This is a genomic window from Hafnia sp. HMSC23F03, from assembly GCF_001816025.1.
Lineage (GTDB): Bacteria > Pseudomonadota > Gammaproteobacteria > Enterobacterales > Enterobacteriaceae > Hafnia > Hafnia paralvei.
In genome coordinates this window covers 109262-130877 of the sequence record NZ_KV824233.1, presented here as the reverse complement: position 1 = coordinate 130877, position 21616 = coordinate 109262, and the positions used below count along the sequence as shown (strand labels likewise).

The 21616-nt window shown below is 45.8% G+C and carries 16 protein-coding genes; 8 read left to right on the top strand and 8 right to left on the bottom strand.

Annotated features, from left to right (window positions below):
- Positions 1-119: 119 nt before the first annotated feature.
- The 4 genes from HMPREF3091_RS15480 to cycA all read left to right on the top strand — a co-directional run bounded on the left by HMPREF3091_RS15480 (position 120) and on the right by cycA (position 4677).
- Positions 120-1106: a CobW family GTP-binding protein gene (locus HMPREF3091_RS15480; protein ID WP_070716851.1), complete on the top strand. Its 987-nt coding sequence runs from the start codon at positions 120-122 to the stop codon at positions 1104-1106.
- A gap of 34 nt (positions 1107-1140) precedes the next feature.
- Positions 1141-1842, top strand: coding sequence for a phosphatase PAP2 family protein (locus tag HMPREF3091_RS15475; protein WP_004096015.1), 702 nt, complete (start codon positions 1141-1143; stop codon positions 1840-1842).
- A gap of 402 nt (positions 1843-2244) precedes the next feature.
- A complete protein-coding gene (gene mepS, locus HMPREF3091_RS15470; protein WP_004096016.1) occupies positions 2245-2829 on the top strand; it encodes a bifunctional murein DD-endopeptidase/murein LD-carboxypeptidase in 585 nt (194 codons plus the stop codon).
- Between the two features lie 447 nt (positions 2830-3276).
- Positions 3277-4677, top strand: coding sequence for a D-serine/D-alanine/glycine transporter (gene cycA, locus HMPREF3091_RS15465; protein ID WP_004096019.1), 1401 nt, complete (start codon positions 3277-3279; stop codon positions 4675-4677).
- A 67-nt stretch (positions 4678-4744) separates the two neighbouring features.
- On the opposite strand, the gene wzz(fepE) is transcribed toward cycA, so the two are convergent.
- From wzz(fepE) to dinG, 3 genes are all read right to left on the bottom strand, one after another.
- Entirely contained in the window at positions 4745-5896 is a 1152-nt protein-coding gene (wzz(fepE), locus tag HMPREF3091_RS15460; RefSeq protein WP_070716850.1) for an LPS O-antigen length regulator Wzz(fepE), read from the bottom strand.
- 338 nt (positions 5897-6234) lie between these two features.
- A complete protein-coding gene (gene ybiB / locus HMPREF3091_RS15455) occupies positions 6235-7149 on the bottom strand; it encodes a DNA-binding protein YbiB (protein ID WP_070716847.1) in 915 nt (304 codons plus the stop codon).
- Positions 7150-7239: 90 nt separating this feature from the next.
- A complete protein-coding gene (gene dinG, locus HMPREF3091_RS15450; protein WP_070716846.1) occupies positions 7240-9429 on the bottom strand; it encodes an ATP-dependent DNA helicase DinG in 2190 nt (729 codons plus the stop codon).
- A 455-nt stretch (positions 9430-9884) separates the two neighbouring features.
- Here dinG and proV point away from each other — a divergent pair, with 455 nt between their 5' ends.
- The 3 genes from proV to proX all read left to right on the top strand — a co-directional run bounded on the left by proV (position 9885) and on the right by proX (position 13379).
- Positions 9885-11084, top strand: a complete 1200-nt coding sequence (gene proV, locus HMPREF3091_RS15445; RefSeq protein WP_070716844.1) for a glycine betaine/L-proline ABC transporter ATP-binding protein ProV — start codon at positions 9885-9887, stop codon at positions 11082-11084.
- Positions 11081-12187, top strand: coding sequence for a glycine betaine/L-proline ABC transporter permease ProW (proW, locus tag HMPREF3091_RS15440; RefSeq protein ID WP_070716842.1), 1107 nt, complete (start codon positions 11081-11083; stop codon positions 12185-12187). The genes proV and proW overlap by 4 nt, the downstream gene beginning before the upstream one ends.
- Before the next feature lie 139 nt (positions 12188-12326).
- Positions 12327-13379 (top strand): glycine betaine/L-proline ABC transporter substrate-binding protein ProX, encoded by a 1053-nt coding sequence (proX, locus tag HMPREF3091_RS15435; protein ID WP_004096035.1) that lies wholly within the window; start codon positions 12327-12329, stop codon positions 13377-13379.
- Positions 13380-13420: 41 nt separating this feature from the next.
- Here the strand turns inward: proX and HMPREF3091_RS15430 are convergent, their stop codons facing one another.
- From HMPREF3091_RS15430 to HMPREF3091_RS15410, 5 genes are all read right to left on the bottom strand, one after another.
- Positions 13421-14470: a fimbrial protein gene (locus HMPREF3091_RS15430; protein ID WP_070716840.1), complete on the bottom strand. Its 1050-nt coding sequence runs from the start codon at positions 14468-14470 to the stop codon at positions 13421-13423.
- 2 nt (positions 14471-14472) lie between these two features.
- Positions 14473-15207 (bottom strand): fimbrial biogenesis chaperone, encoded by a 735-nt coding sequence (locus tag HMPREF3091_RS15425; RefSeq protein ID WP_070716835.1) that lies wholly within the window; start codon positions 15205-15207, stop codon positions 14473-14475.
- 15 nt (positions 15208-15222) lie between these two features.
- The gene (locus tag HMPREF3091_RS15420) at positions 15223-17748 is read right to left on the bottom strand and encodes a fimbria/pilus outer membrane usher protein (protein WP_070717171.1); all 2526 of its coding nucleotides are present in this window, start codon (positions 17746-17748) and stop codon (positions 15223-15225) included.
- Positions 17749-17826: 78 nt separating this feature from the next.
- Entirely contained in the window at positions 17827-18399 is a 573-nt protein-coding gene (locus HMPREF3091_RS15415; protein ID WP_070716833.1) for a fimbrial-like protein, read from the bottom strand.
- Between the two features lie 456 nt (positions 18400-18855).
- Positions 18856-19914 carry an FUSC family protein gene (locus HMPREF3091_RS15410; RefSeq protein ID WP_070716831.1) on the bottom strand — a complete coding sequence of 353 codons (1059 nt, stop codon included), beginning with the start codon at positions 19912-19914 and terminating at the stop codon, positions 18856-18858.
- 209 nt (positions 19915-20123) lie between these two features.
- On the opposite strand from HMPREF3091_RS15410, the gene sbcB reads away from it, so the two are divergent.
- Positions 20124-21551 (top strand): exodeoxyribonuclease I, encoded by a 1428-nt coding sequence (sbcB, locus tag HMPREF3091_RS15405; protein ID WP_193763940.1) that lies wholly within the window; start codon positions 20124-20126, stop codon positions 21549-21551.
- Positions 21552-21616 lie beyond the last annotated feature (65 nt).

Sequence of the window (21616 nt, the reverse complement as noted above, 5' to 3'; positions counted from 1 at the left end):
TATTCTTAGGTTTAATTTTCGTTTAACTTTTGTTTAGCGTAGCAGCACTTTCTCCATCCTGAGATAATGGGGAGATATGGTAATATTGCGGCCGTAAAGCGGTTGAATCGGGGCATTAAATGACAAAAGTAAATCTCATCACCGGATTTTTAGGCAGTGGTAAAACAACCACTTTGCGGCACTTATTAGCCAACAAACCCGAAAACGAAAAATGGGCGGTTCTGGTTAACGAGTTTGGTGAAATCGGTATCGACGGTTCCTTATTAGCAGATACGGGAGCGGTGCTTAAAGAGATCCCTGGTGGCTGCATGTGTTGCGTCAACGGATTACCGATGCAGGTGGGGCTGAACATGCTGCTGCAACAGGCAAAACCCGATCGGCTGCTGATAGAGCCCACAGGCTTAGGCCACCCTAAGCAGATTCTTAATCTACTGATGTCGGATGTCTATCAGGCCTGGCTGGAGCTAAATGCGACATTATGCATTCTCGATGCTCGCCAACTCAGCGATGAGAAGTACACCGGCAATGAAAACTTCCGCGATCAGCTTGCCGCAGCCGATATCATCGTGGCAAACAAACAAGATGTGTACAGTGACAATGATCGAGATCAGTTGGCGCTCTGGGTACAGGAATCAGGCAAAGGGCGCAAAATTGTTACGGCAGAGCAAGGACAAATTGAAGTCGCCTTGCTAAATAGCGCACGTGAAAATCTGGCTGAATTGCCTAATGCCAAGCACCACCATCACAGCAAAGCGCCATCATCAGGGATTGCGGCCTTGCGTTTGCCCGATGGACAAAACTGGCGTCGTTCTCTTAATCAAGGACAGGGATATTTCAGCTGTGGATGGGTTTTCAGCGCAGAAACAATCTTTGATACCGTGGCAGTGCTCGAGTGGGTTCGGTTGGCTCCGGTGATTCGTGTAAAAGGATCGCTGCGCATTCCTGAGGGCTCTTTGGTTGTAAATCGTCAAGGTGATGACTTTCATATCGAAACTCGCCAAGGATCGCCGTTAGACAGTCGTGTAGAACTCATACATGACGCGGAAACGGATTGGAATACGTTACAAAGCGCGCTCCTTAAAGCGCGAATTAAAGCAATATCTTAATTTTTGAATTCTTAAACAGGTCTAGGTTCAGCGTATGACTCGTCGCAATCTACCATGGATTATTTTGTTTAATATCCTTGGTATCGCTTTATTTTTATCTTGGTATTTGCCCACTAATCACGGGTTTTGGTTCCCGATTGACTCGTCGATCTTCTTCTTTTTTAACGAACATCTTGCGACCAATCGTACATTTTTATATTTGGTGGCCTATACCAATAACCGTGCATTCGACGCCATCGCCTTGCTGAGCATGGGCCTGCTTTACCTTTCATTTTTCGTTAAGCGCGATGGTTACGGGAAAAGACGCATGCTTATTTTGGGCGTTGTGATCCTACTTACTGCCGTGGTTCTCAATCAACTGGGTCACTTGCTGCCAGTACAACGCGCTAGCCCAACTCACTTTTTTGAGAATATCAATCGAGTCGGTGAGCTGACGGGGATTAATACCAAAGATAGCTCTCGCGATAGTTTCCCCGGCGACCATGGCATGATGCTCATCATTTTTGCCGTATTTATGCTTCGCTATTTCACCGTGCGATCTTTCATCATTGCATTAGGGATCTTCGTTATTTTTATCCTGCCACGCATAATGATCGGTGCGCACTGGTTTAGCGATATTGCTGTCGGCTCGCTCAGTGTGGTGCTGGTTGGGCTAAGTTGGTGGTTGTTAACGCCAGCGTCGGATGCCCTGCTCAACCTGCTAGACCGGCATTTACCCGGCAAATATCGACCATAATTATTCTCGCCCTCCCCCGAAATAAAATGTCACATTTAAGGGGGAGGAAATCAGCATTGCATAAGATCTCATTCAGACAATTCCTATACCATCTGTCGCTCTTACGCCTTTGTCTTAATTACCCCCCCTCATTTTGATAATCTTCAAATATTACATATTATTACAGTAGCCTCTTATCCTATAAAATAGATAAAAAGTCTCGCCAAAGCCGTTTCGATCCGGTAATCTTTCAACGTTTGTGCATAGATTCTGAGTTTTTGAGAAAAATAGTGATAAAAGTGTGCTCTAACACACAGTTCTCATATGTAAATATTGTCATGTGGGAAACCTGTTATTAGTCTCTTGAATGGCATTCTTAGATAGCGACTCCGTCGTTAAGGACAAAAAGGAAAATCTTCAATAATGGTCAAGTCTCAACCGATTCTGAGATATATCTTGCGATTAGCTCCTGCTATCGCCGCCGCAGTACTTCTGTCGGCATGTAGTGCAAATCATTCTTCATCTGATCGTTACGCACAAACTGATACTCATGCAGTTAAAGACAAAGATGGTCTTTTACTTCAAGCGTCTCAGGATGAATTTGAAGCAATGGTTCGTAATGTGGATATTAAATCCAAAATCATGGATCAATATGCAACTTGGAAAGGCGTTCGTTACCGTTTAGGTGGCGACAGCAAACGCGGCATTGATTGTTCCGCCTTTGTTCAGCGCACCTTCCGTGAACAGTTTGGTTTAGACCTGCCGCGTTCAACATCAGAACAACAAGATACGGGCCGTCAAATCCAACGTACAAAGTTACGTATCGGTGATTTAGTTCTGTTCCGTGCGGGATCAACAGGCCGCCACGTGGGTATCTATTTAGGCAACGATCAATTTGTTCACGCTTCCACCAGCAGTGGTGTGACGATCTCAAGCCTGAACGACAGCTACTGGAAAGGTCGCTATCGCGAAGCTCGTCGAGTATTGACCAACCCGGCACATAGCTAATCCAGACGCACAAACACCTGATTGTCCTGAATGCCTAATAAAACGCTACTTCGGTGGCGTTTTTTTATATCTCCGCAACATCAAATTATCCCGCCCTACACAGAATATCCTTCAAACAGCCTCATACACTGCGCCATTGTGACGGTAATTTTGTGATCAAGCAGATGTTTTATCTTAATAGATTTGAAATGCCTCACAATTCACTGCCGATCAAGATCTATAAAAAAACAAATAATTAACATTACGTTCATCTATTAGTATTCAATTTCTATTTTCTTCCTTAATATCGTTGATGTCCTGCGTAATAGTCGTTCTATTCCGCGATGTATCTATAAAAGGCCACCAGAGCCTAATGCCATACGACGCTATCGTTCTGCGCACAAATGTGTACGCAATGACGTTGCTCAAGGCACACAACTTACAGACAGGTAGAAGGAAGAGACATTAATGGTAGATCAGATAAAAATTGAGGCGACGAGCCCCGCCAAAGGCGAAGAACACCTACGGCGCAATCTCACCAACCGTCATATCCAGCTCATTGCCATCGGTGGTGCCATAGGCACGGGGCTGTTTATGGGGTCAGGCAAAACGATCAGCTTGGCAGGCCCCTCGATCATCTTTGTATATATGATCATTGGCTTTATGCTGTTCTTTGTGATGCGAGCCATGGGTGAACTGCTTTTATCCAACTTGGAATACAAATCCTTCAGTGATTTTGCCGCGGATTTATTAGGGCCTTGGGCGGGTTATTTCACTGGCTGGACTTACTGGTTCTGCTGGGTAGTGACAGGAATTGCCGACGTTGTTGCAATAACGGCCTACGCACAGTTCTGGTTCCCTGGTCTGTCTGATTGGGTCGCATCTCTCGCCGTTGTGCTATTGCTACTGGGGTTAAACCTAGCAACGGTAAAAATGTTCGGAGAAATGGAGTTTTGGTTCGCGATGATAAAAATCGTCGCTATCGTGGCATTAATCCTTATTGGCCTTGGCATGGTTTTAATGCACTTCGAATCCCCTACCGGCAGCGTGGCTTCCTTTAGTAACTTATGGAATGACGGAGGCTGGTTCCCGAAAGGCTTAAGCGGATTTTTTGCTGGATTCCAGATTGCCGTATTTGCTTTTGTGGGTATCGAACTCGTTGGAACCACTGCGGCTGAAACCAAAGATCCAGAGAAATCCCTGCCCCGCGCCATCAACTCTATTCCTATCCGCATCATCATGTTCTACGTCTTTGCGTTGATTATGATTATGTCGGTAACCCCGTGGAGCTCCGTTGTTCCAGATAAAAGCCCGTTTGTAGAGTTATTCGTGTTAGCGGGTTTACCTGCCGCCGCGAGTATTATTAATTTCGTGGTATTAACCTCAGCGGCTTCCTCCGCTAACAGCGGCGTATTTTCAACCAGCCGTATGCTTTATGGTTTAGCGCAGGATGGCGTTGCACCTAAGCGCTTCGCATTGCTATCTAAACGCGCGGTTCCCTCTTCCGGTTTAACCTTTTCTTGTATTTGCCTACTCGGTGGAGTGGTACTAATTTACCTGATCCCTAACGTCGTTACCGTATTCACGATGGTCACCACGGTTTCAGCCATCCTGTTTATGTTTGTATGGTCTATCATTCTGTGTTCTTACATGGTTTATCGTAAACAACGCCCTCATCTACACGAAAAATCCATCTACAAAATGCCGTTGGGCAAATTGATGTGCTGGGTTTGTTTAGCGTTTTTTGTGTTCGTGATTGTGTTGCTAACCCTAGAGGCCGATACGCGCCAGGCACTGATGGTAACACCGCTGTGGTTCATTATTTTAGGATTGGGATGGATGTTTATTCGTAAGCGTCGCGGAGCCTAATCTCGCAAACCTATCAGCAACATAAAAAAACGGGCCAATAGGCCCGTTTTTCATTTGCACTTTCAGACTAGCTGTTGAGCTCTTTCATTTTAACCGCTTGATCGCCGCGGTGGCTTTTCACTATGTGGCGTACAGTGACTAACCCCACAGAAGCGATAAGGCCTAGCAAGGTAGCCAAGAGCGCAATCAGCGCCGTTTTTGGGCTATCTTTTTTCACTGGTTCATTAGGCATCATCAGATATTTGTAAGCGGTGAAGTTAACATCGGCTAATTTCAGCTCGCGCAATTTATTGATAATTAACTTACTATCCTGCAAACCAGCATTCAGTTGAGCAAGATCGCTGATAGATTTCTCGATTTCTAATTTACGCTTTAAGCCATCAGAGCCTAAAGCAATGGAGAAATCTGGATCATCTTTAATTGCGGTACCATTACTGTAAAGAGGACGTTTAACACCGGCCGCGTCGGCAATTGACAGTGAATATCCCAGACGGTTAATGTTCACTTCTTGCGCATTTTTTAGCCGTGAAAGCGCCATTTCATATTTAGCTTCTTCACTACTCAGGCTCAGGTCAATCTGACGCTGAATTTTGCTGGCAATAAACTTCTCTACCGAGGCGTTTACGACGGAAATATACCCCTGCAACGTTTTCTGAGCATCTTCACTGGTATCTGCAGTAAACGACAGCTTATAGTAGGAATAGGCCGTTTCACTTGGTGTCTTGCTGAGTTCACTACTGAAGGACGCAAATGCTGTTGTCGCCAAACCATCCAAAATGCGGCGCTTGGCTAATTCATCGTTAGGATCAACTTTCTCGATGAGGCGTTTGTAAAAATCGGTTTTGACCAGATATTCTCGACGTAAAATCTGCGAATCAAAGTCTCGAACAAAGAGACTCAGAAGCTCTTTCTCACCGACGTTAAAATCAATTCCCAGCACGGAAAGTTGTGGTTTCAGCTCGTCCAGAGAGGTAAGTTCTTCACCTTGTGGAGGGATAATTACCGCATCACTTGTCCACTTTTGCGGAAGAATCTTAGCAATCCCATACCCGATCAGACCAAAACATAGTGTGATAATTAAAACGGTTTTAATTGACTTTAAAACAATAAGGAACCATTCAATTAGGTCAATTTCATCATTGCGTTGAAAATGAGCGGGGAAATCGTTATCAGGACGTTTTAAGGCAGGGTCAATCTCAGTGTGATGTATAGTAGCCATATTGTTTAAAAATAATCTGAAATCCGTGCGTAGAATGTAATGGATGCTAACTTAGGATAATTCTAATAAAAAGAATACAGTAGAAAAAATAATATAGATATCATAGATATTGACGCTGAATATAATTAATGATTTTTAGCTGAAAATTTAAATAAAAACAGATTTTAACACTACAAACAAATGAATACTTGGACTTTAAACCTAAAAAAATGAAGTTTTGCGACAGCGACATTATTCATTTCACACAGCTTAATCCTAAATTCAATAATAGAAAAAACGCCTATTAATAGGCGTTTTAGTATACAAATAGAGAATCCGCAAGAAACTTTCACCAAAAATTAACGAGCACTCATCGCACGTAAACAAGCCTCAACCTGAAGTTGTATACTTCGAGGAACAGTGATTTCGCCACGTAAACAACGCTGAGTCCAATTAACAGTTGATTCAGTATCTTTTGCGTTTGCCAATTCAGGCTCATCTCCCTCCCCCATTTCACGAGTCACGACGGTACTCATATTACCATTGCAGCATAAATGCATTTGGGGGCAACGTAGCGGATTAGCATAGGCTTCGCCTTCCGTTCCATGCAAAAGCAACGCCGTTGAGTTCGTTTGATTGAACAGTCCTGACATCCGTTGGATATATTCAGGATGAGAGACGCTGGCAATACGTAATGCATCACCAGCAAAAGGGTTAATCATTTTAATCAGCGTGTGTGCACTGTTGCGCACGCCCATACGCCAACGCAGCGAAAGGATCTGGTGCATTTCTGGAGACAAATGTTCAACGTCGATAAATATCGGTTTTCCCGTGTGCCAATCGATATTCTGCAAATTCTGCGTTGCTGTGATACCCAGTCCACTGAAGATTTCAGCGCTGGTGACGCGGCTAGGATCTTCACTGACGCCGTGGACTAAGACGGGTACACCTTCTCTTGCGAGCAACATGGCTAATAACGGAGTGAGATTTGCCTGCTTGCGCGCACCATTATAGCTAGGAATCACCACCGGCATTGGCATTCCCGCAGGGAGCTCCAGTTTTGTAACCCACTTTTGCATCGAGCGATAAAATCCCAGCATTTCCTGCTCGGCTTCGCCCTTAATACGCAACGCAATTAAAATTCCGCCCAGCTCTAACTCAGGAATTTTCCCTGCCAGCATGTCATCAAATAGTGCTTCGGCCAGTTCCACACTGATATCGCGTGCATGATTTTTACCGCGACCCACCTCTTTGATAATTTGTGCATAGTCCACAGCAACACCTCGTACTCATCCAATTTACACTCGCGTCATATATTGGATACTACGTGGCATTATTCACGCTGACAATTATACCTCGCATATTCACCCGCGCCGCCGCGCGTTTCGCTTGCCTCGCGCCGCATTGCCCGTTTTTTTACCCGATTCTGTTTTCGGAAGCACAGGCAAATCGCCCTCTGGCATCGCTCGTTGCTCAATAGGAAACACCGGTAAAGCGCCTAACAATCGTGCGCCATAGCTTTTACTCAGCAACCGTCTGTCATAAATAATAATTTCGCCTTTGCATTCATGGCTACGGATCAAGCGACCGACTTGTTGAATCAGAGTAAACGAAGCCCCCGGCAAACTTTGCACTTCGAATGGATAACGCTTCAAGGTTTTCAGCCATTCACCCTCGGTCAAGATGACGGGGCTATCAATAGGCGGAAACGCGACTTTATGGATATGCACCTGCGTCAGCAACTCACCTTTTAGATCTAATCCCTCAGCAAAGGACTGTAATCCCACCAGCGCACTTTGCTGGCCCTTGCGTACACGCCGACAATGCTCTTCTACCAGCCGGTAACGCGGTTGGTCTCCTTGAACCAGCAAACCTAACCGTAGCGCAGGAAGAAAGCTGAGAAAGGTCTGCATCGCCCTCTGGCTCGCAAACAACACCAACATGCCAGTATGTTTTCCGCTTTCCCATTCATGTCGGAAAAAATGTGCCATCTGCCGCAAATGTTCCGCTTCATGCGCCATCGCAGGCTCTAGCGTCATCTGTGGAATAACCAGGCGGCCCTGTTCAGGATGGTTAAACGGGGAATCTAAGGCGACAAAACGATCGCCCGCTTTCTCATTCAGCCCAGATAATTCGCTTATTCGGTTAAAACTATTCAGAGATCGCAGCGTAGCCGACGTAACAATGGCATGCGGTATTTTTCGCCAAAGCATTTTCTCCAACTGATCACAAACTCTGATCCCGACACAATGCAGATAAATATGCTGAACATTGTCAAAGACATCGCGCGTCAGCCATTTTGAAATAGGTGCGTTTGAGGCTTTATCCATGGCAGTCAGACGCCACAGTTTGGTCATTGCTTCCAAATAGCTGAAGCTACGGCTCATCTGCAAAATCGCCTTGTGCAGACGCATAATGTCGTGACTACCGGTTTTTTCCTGCAAATCATTCATCATGAATTCAGCTAAACCGCGTAGCCCATCGGTGAGCTTATAAAGCCGCACGGCAATATCCACCATGGGCTCTGGCAATACCCCCATCTCAAAGCGATAGTTGGGGTCACTGCTTCCCACGGGAAGTAAAGATGAAGCCATACGATCAAAGTCGGTGGTTAGCTGTCGCATCTCTTCGCAGTGCGCTTTCAACCGCTCGCTATCCATGAGTTTAGGCCGATTCTTTGGACTGTATTGCGCACCACACTGCTCAATGTGGCGAGCAATACCTTCAATCTGGCTATTAACAAATATGGCAGTGATCTCACCGTCAATCTCTAATGCGTCCCGAGCGACATCTGGCAGATGATGGCCTTCATCCAACACCAGCAATAAATCCTTGGCATTTGGCAGAACAGATTCATTTTCTAGCGCGGCCATCACCAGCGCATGATTAGCAACCACGACGTCAGCGCTTTCAATTTCACGTCTAGCGATAAAGAAAGGACATTCCCGAAAATACATGCAGTTGCGCGCTAAACAATTAGCGCGGTCGGTGCTTAACTTTCCCCACAGTTTATCGTCAATATTTTCATCGAGATGATCACGCAGTCCATCCCAGCGATAGCCTGCCAGTTGCTTGCTAATTTTCTGGCACAACAATTTTTCTTCCGCGCTGCTTGGCTGCAAATCATCTTCAATAAACAGCTTGAGATCGCCCTGCATACCTTCAGCGCTCGCCATCGCAGCCAAATTGCGCGGGCAGATATAGCGGCCGCGTCCAAACGCGGCGGTGAATTTCAAGTCAGGGATAATCTTACGCAATAAAGGCAAATCTTTGCTGTAGATTTGATCTTGCAAGGCAACGTTAGCCGTACTCACCACTAAAGGTTTTTCTTGATCACGACTGATCGCGATGCCAGGAATGAGATAGGACAGCGTTTTTCCCACACCGGTCGGCGCTTCAATCGCTAAATGGCGTGCGTCATCACCAGCTAGCGTTTTTGCTACTTCCGCGATCATCGTCCGCTGCTGTGGGCGCGGGATGAAATCAGGGATATGATCTGAAAGAGCCTTATACCACTGGGTTATTTGATTTTTGGTTGCGGAAGAGAGAGCCATTGATACTCGAAGCAGAGAGGAACAGAGGCGTATTTTCTCATATTTGGGGAAAAAAATCAGCCTGATATTCTGTCGGACAGTGAGAATATCAGTGGATAATAATGTTCATACCGAATGATATAATAAATGGAACATTAGGAGCATTCCTATCCAAATTATATTTTTGGGTAAATTTATCTACTGGAAAATATTTCAACGTTAATTTACGCAAATAACAGCACAAATAACTAAAAAAAAGACTAGTGTTGAAATTAGGTCGAAAGCGCAGCAGCATTTTACCATAACGAATATTTTTGGTTATGTAAACCCCAAATAGGGTATTAATCTGGATTTAGGGGTTGTCTCATCATCTCATTATGTTAGGGTATTAGACGATTTCGCTCATAACATTTGGATTATTTGCATTAAATAATCTGTGACTTAATTCTCATTATTATAGGACACTCTATTATTGCATGACTATTAAAATAGAAATTAAGAATCTATATAAAGTATTCGGGGAACATCCCGAGCGGGCATTTAAACTTATTGAATCAGGTCTGCATAAAGACCAAATATTTGAAAAAACAGGTCTGACCGTTGGCGTTAAAAATGCCAGTCTGGCCATTGAAGAAGGCGAGATATTTGTCATCATGGGACTCTCAGGTTCCGGCAAGTCCACCATGGTACGCCTTCTCAATCGTCTGATTAAACCGACCCGTGGCCAAGTCATGATTGACGGTGAAGATATCGCTCGAGTTTCGGAAGAGAAACTACGCAATATTCGCCGCACTAAAATTAGTATGGTTTTTCAATCATTTGCACTAATGCCTCATTTAAACGTACTGGATAACACCGCCTTTGGGCTCGAATTATCCGGCGTGCCTCAGGCTGAACGTCATCAAAAAGCACTAGAGGCGTTACGTCAGGTCGGTTTGGAAAGTCATGCTCATTCTTACCCAGATGAATTATCAGGGGGGATGCGCCAACGTGTGGGCTTAGCTCGGGCAATGGCCATTAATCCTGATATTCTTTTAATGGATGAAGCTTTCTCTGCATTAGACCCTTTAATTCGTACGGAAATGCAGGACGAATTAATTAGACTTCAATCTCAACAACAAAGAACCATTGTATTTATCTCACATGATTTGGATGAAGCAATGCGTATTGGCGACCGAATTGCAATTATGCAAGGCGGTGAAGTTATTCAGGTCGGAACACCAGAAGAAATATTGAATAATCCTGCCAATGATTATGTTAAGACCTTCTTTAAAGGTGTGGATATTAGTCAGGTGTTTAGCGCGAAAGATATTGCTCGTCGCCGACATCTCTCTCTGATTCGAAAAACACCAGGATTTGGTCCTCGCTCTGCACTGAAATTACTGCAGGATGAAGATCATGATTATGGTTATGTCGTGGAACGCGGCCAAAAATATATTGGCATCGTCTCCGTTGAATCATTAAAGCAAGCGCTCTCTCAAGGTCAGTCTTTAGATTCTGCCCTGCTATCAGCTCCAGAAGCCGTTGATGCAGATACTTCGCTCAACGAGTTAATTTCTTTGGTTGCTCAATCCCCTTGTGGGGTCCCAGTAACCTCTGCTGACGGTATTTTTATCGGCATTATCAATAAAGGTACGCTACTTCAAGCACTTGACAAAGAGGGCCCTAATCAATGAGTGACGCAACGAGTAATCCATGGGCAACCGAACCCGCAGAATCAGCCGCCAGCAACGCAACCTCCGCATCGCAAGGCGCAGACGCATGGTCTTCATCACCGGCAACGACGGATGCCGCCAGTAATCACGCAGCACAAAGCAGCGACTGGTTAAGCAGCGCACCGACGCCTGAAGCCGACCATTTTAACCTGATGGATCCGTTCCATCACACCTGGGTGCCTTTCGATAGTTGGGTCACTCACGGTATTGACTGGCTTGTCAGCCACGGTCGCCCGGTATTTCAGGGGATCCGTATGCCCGTGGACTTTGTCCTCAGCGGCTTCCAGAACATCTTGCAAGGTATGCCTGCCCCTATCGCAATCTTGGTATTTGCCCTGATTGCTTGGCAATGTGCAGGCTTAGGCATGGGCGCGGCTACCCTGATTGGTCTCGTGGCCATTGGTGCGATCGGCGCTTGGTCACAGGCCATGGTGACATTGGCGCTGGTGCTCACATCACTGTTCTTCTGCATGTTGATAGGCTTACCGCTGGGTATTTGGCTGGCTCGCAGCAAAGGAGCGGCTCGCGTCATCAGACCGTTGCTGGATGCGATGCAAACCACGCCTGCATTCGTTTATTTGGTGCCTATCGTCATGCTGTTTGGTATCGGTAACGTACCGGGGGTCGTGGTCACCATCATCTTTGCGTTGCCACCCATTGTGCGTTTAACCAGTTTAGGTATTCAGCAAGTACCAGCTGACCTCATTGAAGCCGCAGAATCTTTCGGCTCAAGCCCGCGACAGATGCTGTTTAAAGTTCAGCTTCCGCTGGCGATGCCTACCATTATGGCAGGCGTAAACCAGACCCTGATGTTAGCGCTTTCGATGGTCGTCATTGCATCGATGATCGCCGTTGGCGGCTTAGGTCAGATGGTATTACGCGGTATCGGCCGTCTTGATATGGGATTGGCATCCATTGGTGGCGTCGGCATCGTCATTCTGGCGATTATCCTCGACCGCCTGACTCAATCGGTTGGCCGCGATCGCCGCAGCCGCGGTATGCAGGGCTGGTATATGAGCGGCCCGATTGGGCTGGTCGCGCGTCTTTTTGTCAAACGCGGATAACGCTTCCCCAACCTCCCTCTTCATCGAGGGAGGTACATCATCAGTAACCCGATTAGGGTTCTCACTCTTCCACCGTACCGTTCTATGGGGAAGATTCGGGCAGTAGTATTCCCTCCATCTAAAACAAACAGGAATATTCATGACAGAACAAACAAAACAACATAAGCAAACACAACAACGTATCGCCTCTATGCTGGCCATTACCGCTCTGGCATTCGGTACGCTATCTACCACCTTCTCCACTCAGGCTGCTGAACTGCCGGGTAAAGGCGTGTCTGTACAGCCAATTCAGAGCAGTATTGCCGAAGAGACTTTCCAGACCCAACTGGTGAGCAAGGCGCTGACAAAACTAGGCTACGACGTGCAACCGACCAAAGAGGTGGACTACAACGTCGCATACACATCTGTTGCCGCCGGTGATGCAACCTTCTTAGCGGTGAACTGGGATCAGCTTCACTCGGATATGTACAACGGCGCGGGAGGCGATAAGAAATTCTATCGCGAAGGCCAGTATGTAACGGGTGCGGCACAAGGGTATTTGATTGACAAAAAAACGGCCGATCAATATCACATTACCAATATTGAACAGCTGAAAGATCCCAAAATCGCCAAGTTGTTCGATACCAATAACGACGGCAAAGCCGATCTGGCAGGCTGTACGCCTGGTTGGGGTTGCGAAGCATCCATCAATTATCAGTTAAAAGCCTATGGCTTAAACGACACCGTCGAACACAATCAAGGTAACTATTCCGCGCTGATTGCCGACACCATGACCCGCTTTAAAGAAGGTAAGCCTGTGTTTTATTACACTTGGACACCGTATTGGGTCAGTGATGTACTGAAACCCGGACGTGACGTTGTCTGGCTACAAGTGCCATTCTCAGCGCTTCCTGGCAGCCTGAAAGATGTCGACACCAAGCTACCAAACGGTGCTAACTACGGCTTCCCGGTCAACAATATGCAGATCGTGGCGAACAAAACCTTCGCAGAGAAAAACCCTGCGGCGGCGAAGCTGTTTGCTGAAATGAAGTTACCCATCGCTGATGTCAACGCCCAGAACCTGCGCATGCATCAGGGTGAAAACTCAGAGGCAGATATTGAACGCCACGTTAACGGTTGGATTAAAGCCCACCAAGCCACCTTTGATGGCTGGGTTGATGCAGCTAAAAAAGCAGCAGACACTGCGAAATAATACTCATAGCATGGCGCCTCGCGCGCCATGCTACCAAAAGTTTAATGGTAATTGACCTTGATAATCAGATCTTTACTAAATGGCCCTACCGACACTTCCTTGGTCGGGTTTTTGGTTAATTCCGCAGTGTACTCGTGCGTAACCGTATCTGAGCCTTGTCCAGGAATATAAGTGGTAAACGGCTTGTACTGATTATATTCAATGGCAGCATGATCTTCTTCATCGATAATTTTCAGCAGCAGGCCATTATCCATATCAAGATGCGTTGCATCGTAAAGTACATCATCCGTATAGAAACTGGTTTGCACATCAAACTGCTGGGTACAACCGGCGCTCATATCTTTAATGGTCGAGATACTGAAAGGTTCAGTTGCAGGGCTAGTGCGAATAGATGAATTATTAATTTTGTTAAAGTTCACTACCTGACTCTCAGGAAAAACCTTGATGTTTACGCTGCAATCCAAAAAGTGTACATTGCTCAATCCATCAATATTAAAACGTAAATTCTTCGCACTCGCTTGAAGGTTTGCGCCTCCCGACCCATCAAACTGTAAGACGTTAATACTACCGAAGTCGTAAACAGTATCACTGCTCGCAGGGATCGCTTTAAGCTTCATATACAATCTAAATCGGGCATTGAAACTCACATTTTTTTGAAAATCCACCCCGTTGCAAATGGGGGTCTGACCAAAATAGTGACCGTTGGATGATTTATCTAAGCATTTTCCCGTATCAATCCCGAACCCGGTGGTTTCGTAATCAACGCCTTCATAAGTCACGCCAAAGGTAAAATAGGGGTTATCAATCACATCGCTACTGTTTATTTCTGGAAGTTTAATCCAAGCATGAACAGTTTCCGTTGGAGCATATTTACTCCAATCGGCGGCGTTATCACAATACACGGTTAAGTTAACGTCACCACTCTCCCAGACTTTGCTTCCTAATGGCGCATTCTCTGGAATAGTGAACGAAGGTAGCATGGCGCTAAATCTAATAGGCCCCCCATTACTGTCTTTATAGCAATCTAATGCCCAAGCTGAAGATGGCAAAAAAACAGAAACAAAAACGAATAAAAAGAGAAAATTGCGCATATTTACTCCTTCAGTACCGCCGTATTTTGACAAACTGACTGCACGGAATTACAGCTAATCTTGTACATCGTCAGACCGCCATAATCACCGATATAGCCAATCTGGAAACGAGATGGCAAATTTTTCACTACCGTAGACTCTTGGCCAAAAGGGGCAACCATAACGCTACTTCCGCCCGCGATAAGCGTCTTACCGTCAAGACCGATATAGCCGACCGTCACGTAGTACGGCGTATTATTTTTGAAATTAATACCGTTTGCCGTCAGTGAAATATCGACTTTGTCCCATGTCATTACCGTCCCCTCTTTCAGCACAATGGCTTTAGGCCGCCAGAAAAGTTTCAAGCGGCTTTGCATCGCAATTTGCATGACGTTTTTATCTTCCGTGCGCGGGGGAACTTCGCGGATATTATAATAAAACAGACTTTCTCGATCTTTAGGCAACGTAGCCAACTGCGGAAGCGCCATTAACCGAACTTGACTCTGTTCTCTAGGCTCTAAACGCAGTAGCGGAGGCAACGGAGAGATAAAATTGCGCGTTTTCTTGCCCTCGCTATCTTCAATCCATGACTGAGCTAAGTAAGGGAGCGTTTCACTCTTATTCGTTAATCGGACTGACACGCTTTTATCCGTTTCATTCAACACTAAACGGGTACGATCGGGTAGCACAGCGGCATTTACCATGCTACTCACACCGAGCAAACAAATAAGTGACACCAGTGAATAGTTTACTTTCATCTTATTAAACCTGAATTAATGAACCGTCTTACAAGGCAATATAATGGCTGCCTCGCTGATATTGCTTTGATTAGGTGGGGAAATTTCGCAGGTGTTGCTGGCCCACACAACACGCAACAAACTTCCCTCCTGAATACCGCTGAGATACACGAAACCATCTTCAGCAACCAATCCAACTTCTTTATTCGTTTTGGCATCAACAACGGTGACACCCAAAGGTGGAAAACGCCCATCGGCAAGGCGAATGACACCCACAATTTGATAGCCTTTGGTCGCACTTAGCGCCGTATAGCCAATGGCTCCTTCGGTAAGCGTAGTGCGAATGACCGAATTACTCACATCAACGCCTTCTGGCAGATCGTTGCTATTGACTTGCAATGTCGCCGTTTGATAATTGCTGATTGACGGAATAACGCCGATGCCATAGCTATTCGTGACGGCACGACTACGATTGAGTGCAACCCCAGCAATGCCGTCAGTATCCACCATCATGCGCGCATTGTTGCCACTGGTGTAATCATGCATCGCCGCGCCGTGGCGGGTGGCCGTCGCAGAACCACTCCATCCGACATTCAGCGAGTGGTAGATATTCGGTTGGACACTGGCCGCTAAATTCAGGCGTCCATACGGCGAATAGTGTTGATAACCGCCGCGCAAAGCGGGTTCTCCATCTCTTATTTGATCGTTATCCGCTGACGCGGAAATGTTCCACGTATTGTCCTTGTTAGAGGAATCGTAATAAGAAACAGACTGTGCGGTTTTATCACCATAGCGCTGCACGTTATACGACATGCTGCTGCTCTGCCCCAGTGGAATAGAGAAAGAGAGATAATATTGATTTTCGTTTTCTCCATCCCAACGGGTACGCGTTAGCGACAACGAGGCCGAAATACCTTTGATATTGCCAAGATCAAAATTTCGGCTCAGCGAGAGCGAATAGCTCGTATCACTGCTTGAATTCCAGTATGTATCCCGAGAAATATTCAGGTACGCATTCACGCCAAGCGATTCGATCGTTTGGTTGAAGGAGAGGACATAGCTTTCTTTTTCATCATCCGTATTCTCGTCCCCATCCCGTGAATTTAAATACTCAGTCATCGTCACATATTCTTTATCTGAGAAACGATAACCCGCAAACGTGACCTGACTCCCTGTAGATTCAAACCGTTTAGCGTAATTCACGCGATAACTGTAACCGCTTTTTTTCTCTTGCGTGTTTTCAGAGTAGCCCAGTTTGGCTTCAGAACGGGTGATATCAAACGATATCGAACCTAGCTCATTCAGGTTAAAACCGATCCCCGAACTTATTGATTGATAATCATCAGCTGTCAGAATCGCACCGCCGTAAAGTGACGTATTGCCTAGCCAACCCCATGAGAATTCGCTGGTCAAGAAAAGAGGGTTATTCACATCGTTGTGCGAGGTCGTTGTCGGCTTTCCGATAGAGGTTTTATATCGCACCTGGCCTTTACGAGTCAGAAACGGAACCGACGCAGAACCGACTTGAAACGTACTTTTACGCCCATCCTCTTCTTCTACCGTCACATCCATTTGCCCTTGCAACGTATTACCCAAATCACTGATGGTAAATGGGCCTGGCGAAACGGTTGTTTGGTAGAGCACACGACCGTTTTGTTCAACGGTCACTTTGGCGTTGGTCTGGGCAATACCTGTAATTTGCGGCGCATAGCCTTGCAAATCAGGCGGTAACATATGCTCATCGCTTTCCAGCGAAGCGCCTGTAAAGTGAAAAGTATCAAAAATATCGGAATTCAGATCGTACTGTCCCATCGTAAATTTTGATGATATTGAAGGAATAGGACGAAAAAGATAGGTGCGAGGAAGCGTGGCCTCGCTACCGTTCGATTTACCGTTGACGAAATCTTCACTGTACTGGTAATCGGAACGAAAACGCCAAGCGCCGAAGTTAAATCCTAGCGTGCCATAGGAGCTAATGTTTTGTGTGCTATCGCCATGTTTAGGCTCATATTGGTTGGCGTATACGTTATAGTCCAACAATGCACCTGAGATGCCCTCATCCCAATACTCTGGCGGCGTCCAATTTTTGGCTTGATATTTCATCCATGACTGTGGAGCCGTTAAGTTCACCAGCATATTAGCCTTGTCGAGCTTAACCGAGAGCTCTGGTTTACTGGTTATATCCAAGCATTTTTGCTGATTCCATTCATGGAGTTGTTGAATAAACTTCTCGTCAAAACCAAATTGCTGCAAATGTTCGGCGGTCAAGCACAGTTGCGTTCCGCTTTCGTTATCAGCAGCGAGCCATTCTAGTGTCCATGTTTTAGGTAGCAAATTTTTATTGATCGATACCTGAACAATATACTGTCCCGCGGGGATCTGCCCTTTCTTCTCGAATTGAGAAAGGTCAATATTGTCACGATCCTCTACGTCCATAAAGTTCGTATTAAATTCAGTAGCCAACAGCGTCGAAGGCACTAATGCCGAAAAGACAACTGAGCATAACGCTTTCTTTATGAGAAGAGATAATTTGGAGTAACCGATCTTTTTATTTTTGCACATAAACACATTTTTTATAAACAACATTATTAAAAACCGGTGATCATCTCACCGGTTTGATTTCAATCGGTTTATGCAATATTAATTATAATTAAGGATATAATTAGCCTGAGCCTGTACGCTACCCGGAGTTACCGTGGTAGTACCGATTTTCTCCATACGCGCTTTGAAGGTTAACTCTTGATAGGAGCTTGTATCAGGGAACGTAACCGTGACCGCTGTGCCCAGCGTTAACTTATTATTACCCGAGTCGAGAATACGCACACCGACATTACCAGCAGCACCGATATCGCCTTGCAATGTGTTAGTCATCAGGCTTTTATCTGTGGTATCGACGTTAGCTGAAGTGAAAGTGACTTTCACCTTATCAGCCGCCACGTCCCCTTTGCTATCTGTCAGGATACAATCCTGTAAATGAATGGTGAAGTCCTCGGCTAAAGATTGCTGAGTACTATTTAATACATCCGTTGCAACTTCACCCAAATTGACTTTTAAATCTTCATCACCCGGTTTGATTGAACATGGTGCTTCAATCACTTCGCCAGTAAAAGTGACTTTACCGGAACCTTGATTCTCACCTGCAGCACTGGCGCTGAAAACAACGCCTGAAAGTACAACACCCGTGATTCCCGCTAACAACGTTTTCTTAAACATGCGACATAGTCCTTTATTATAAAATTTACTTACCCAAGTAAAACAATAACGACATAGGCACCCTATAAATAAATGGGTACCAAGTAGTTAATTTAAAACGGGGGGTATATTACAAATAAAGGAGAATTTAACTCTCTTTTTTTTATGAATTTACAATGAAGAGCTGCTAATTATATCCAATGCAAGCATGGAATATAAAATTAAATTTTTAATTTATATATATAACACAGCACACCATTTAATAAATCCATTATTTAATGCAATGTTTTAAGGGGTAATTATTATTTTATTTTTGAAATCGTGACGGGATAGTATCATAAACTCAGTTACATACTTAGCTATTATTAAGAATTTACATTTTAGTATAATTTAAGTCTTATCCTGCGCTTTATGCTTGAGAAAACAGGTTTTCTAGAAAACGGCTTAAGAGTTATTAAGCCGTTTTATAAAACATGCTTATTTCGTTAACGCCATGCTAACCAAGTCTCTCAGCTCATCGAGCTGTTTTGCCAACTCCAGATTCAGCCACACATAGCCATAGATAGGCGCCTCTATATTTTCCGCCGCTTTTGCATTTTCCATCAAATGCTTCAGCTCGACAGAAACCGCGCCCATTTCCGGTAGGTCACTCAGATCATCGTCAATGTTGCCGCTCAGTAATGCGCTCGATAACGCATTCAATGTATTGATTGAGAGCTTTTGGAACACCCGCAACGTGGTAGCATTCAGCATGATGAAGTGACTTTCGCGCGTCGCCCAATAGGCATCCGTCAATAGCTCCAGCGTAGAGACCAAATTGCGGCTCATCACTTGAATGGCATCAAACACGTCTTTATTAATGCGTGTTTCACGAACACAGGGTGAGATGAGTGTCCGAACCTTGACGAGTTCATTGAGTATTTGCTGATGTTTTGCCGACAAATGAGGACGTTCTAATATGTTGGGCGACATATGCGCGCTGTAAAAGTCACTCATATTTTTGAGCTCTTTACTCATCATCAATCGCCAGTGAACAAAAGCTCTCTGGGTATAGATCGACGTAAAAAATAGCGCAAGTAACGAACCAATAATGACGTCGCCGCTCCGCCATAGCGCAGTGTTCATATCCCCTGGGCCTGCCCCACAGACGACCGCCAACGTAATACCAATCAAAAGTCCCATATAGGGCCTTTTACCCAAAGCCAGCACGCCGCACACAAACATCACCAATGCACACCACGCTAGCATCAGCGGTAGCGAATAGATTTCAAGATACAGCGCAACAAGCCCTGAAGTCGCACCAAATACAGTTCCCATAATGCGTTGCAGCGCACGGGTAAGCACGTTCCCCCAAAATGAGATTGGCCCCATCACCACGACCATCGTAATGAGCGGCCACGTAGCTTCAGGCACATGCAACAACCGAATGGCTAAAAACGTGAGGACAAATGCAAGCGCCATACGCACGCCATGCACGACCTTATAGTGACCATAAATGACATGTTCAAGGGGACTTATTGCTCGATTAAGACGCACTGGGGATACCTTCAGAAGTACAACATATAGAAATTCTTTTCTTGCTCAAGTGTACTCAAAATTGGAAAGAAAATTAAATCACAAACACCGATTAGCTAAACCAGATAAAAGATTAATGCGATGTTTTCCGCACAGTTCGCCGCAAGCATTGGGTTTAGCCGATTTCGCGGTTACACTATCTACCACTTAGTTTCCCGATAAGAGATGTTATTTTGAGCAAGGCCGCGCCAACTTTCCTCATCCACGACTACGAAACCTTTGGTCAACATCCCGCACTAGATCGACCGGCCCAATTCGCGGGCGTTCGTACCGATGCTGATTTCAACATCATCGAAGAGCCACTGGTCATTTACTGCCGCCCAGCAGATGACTATCTGCCACAGCCAGAAGCCGTGATGATCACGGGTATTACTCCTCAGGTGGCTTTAGCACGAGGCGTGAGCGAAGCCGAGTTTTCTCGCCAAATCAATCAAATGTTTAGCGTGCCCGGCACCTGCATCATGGGCTACAACAATATTCGTTTTGATGATGAAGTGAGCCGCAATATCTTTTATCGCAACTTTTACGATCCCTACGCCTATAGTTGGCAAAACGGTAATTCGCGCTGGGATTTACTCGATGTGTTGCGTACCTGCTACGCCTTACGTCCTGAAGGGATTAACTGGCCAGAAAATGAAGAAGGTCTGCCGAGCTTTAAGCTTGAACACCTGTCCAAAGCCAACGGCATCGAACACGAAAATGCGCATGATGCGATGGCCGACGTGTACGCCACCATTGCACTGGCTAAGTTAGTTAAACAAGCTCAGCCGAAGCTGTTTGATTACCTGTTCCAACTGAGAAACAAGCATAAGGTTTCTGCGCTACTTGATATCGCCAACATGAAACCTTTAGTCCATATTTCCGGAATGTTTGGCGCGCTGCGTGGCAACACAAGCCTAGTCGCGCCGCTGGCGTGGCATCCCGAAAACAAAAATGCTGTGATCATGTGCGATCTTGCCGGTGATATGTCGCCACTGTTGGATCTCGATACCGATGCTCTGCGCGAACGCCTTTACACGCGCCGCAGCGAACTGCGTTCGGATCAACCGCCTGCACCGCTTAAATTAGTCCATATCAACAAGTGTCCGGTTTTGGCGCCAGATCAGACGCTGCGCCCTGAAAACGCAGAACGCCTTGGCTTAGATCGCCAGCGTTGTATGGATAACTTGCAGCTGCTGCGTAATCACCCAGAACTGCGTGATAAAGTCGTTGCCGTTTTCGCCGAGGCCGAGCCTTTTAAAGCGTCAGATGACGTTGATGCGCAGCTTTATGACGGCTTCTTCAGCGACGCCGACCGAAGCGCCATGCAGATTATCAGAGAGACGCTGCCACAGAATCTTCCCGCTCTCGACCTCACGTTTAGCGATAAACGCGTTTTGCCTTTGCTGTTCCGCTATCGCGCTCGCAACTTCCCCACTACGCTTACGGATGATGAACAACGCCGCTGGCAACTTCATCGCCAAGCGGTGCTAACGCCTGAGCGGGTACAGGCGTATATCCATCAACTTGAAGAGTTGTATAACCGCCATGAAGAAGAGCCCGAAAAGCTTGCCCAACTCAAAGAGCTCTTTGAATATGCGCGCCAGCTAGTTAATTAACATTCACGACTTTTATGTTTGAGGGTGAGCTATATCACCCTCAGTATTTTCAACAACGGGTAGTA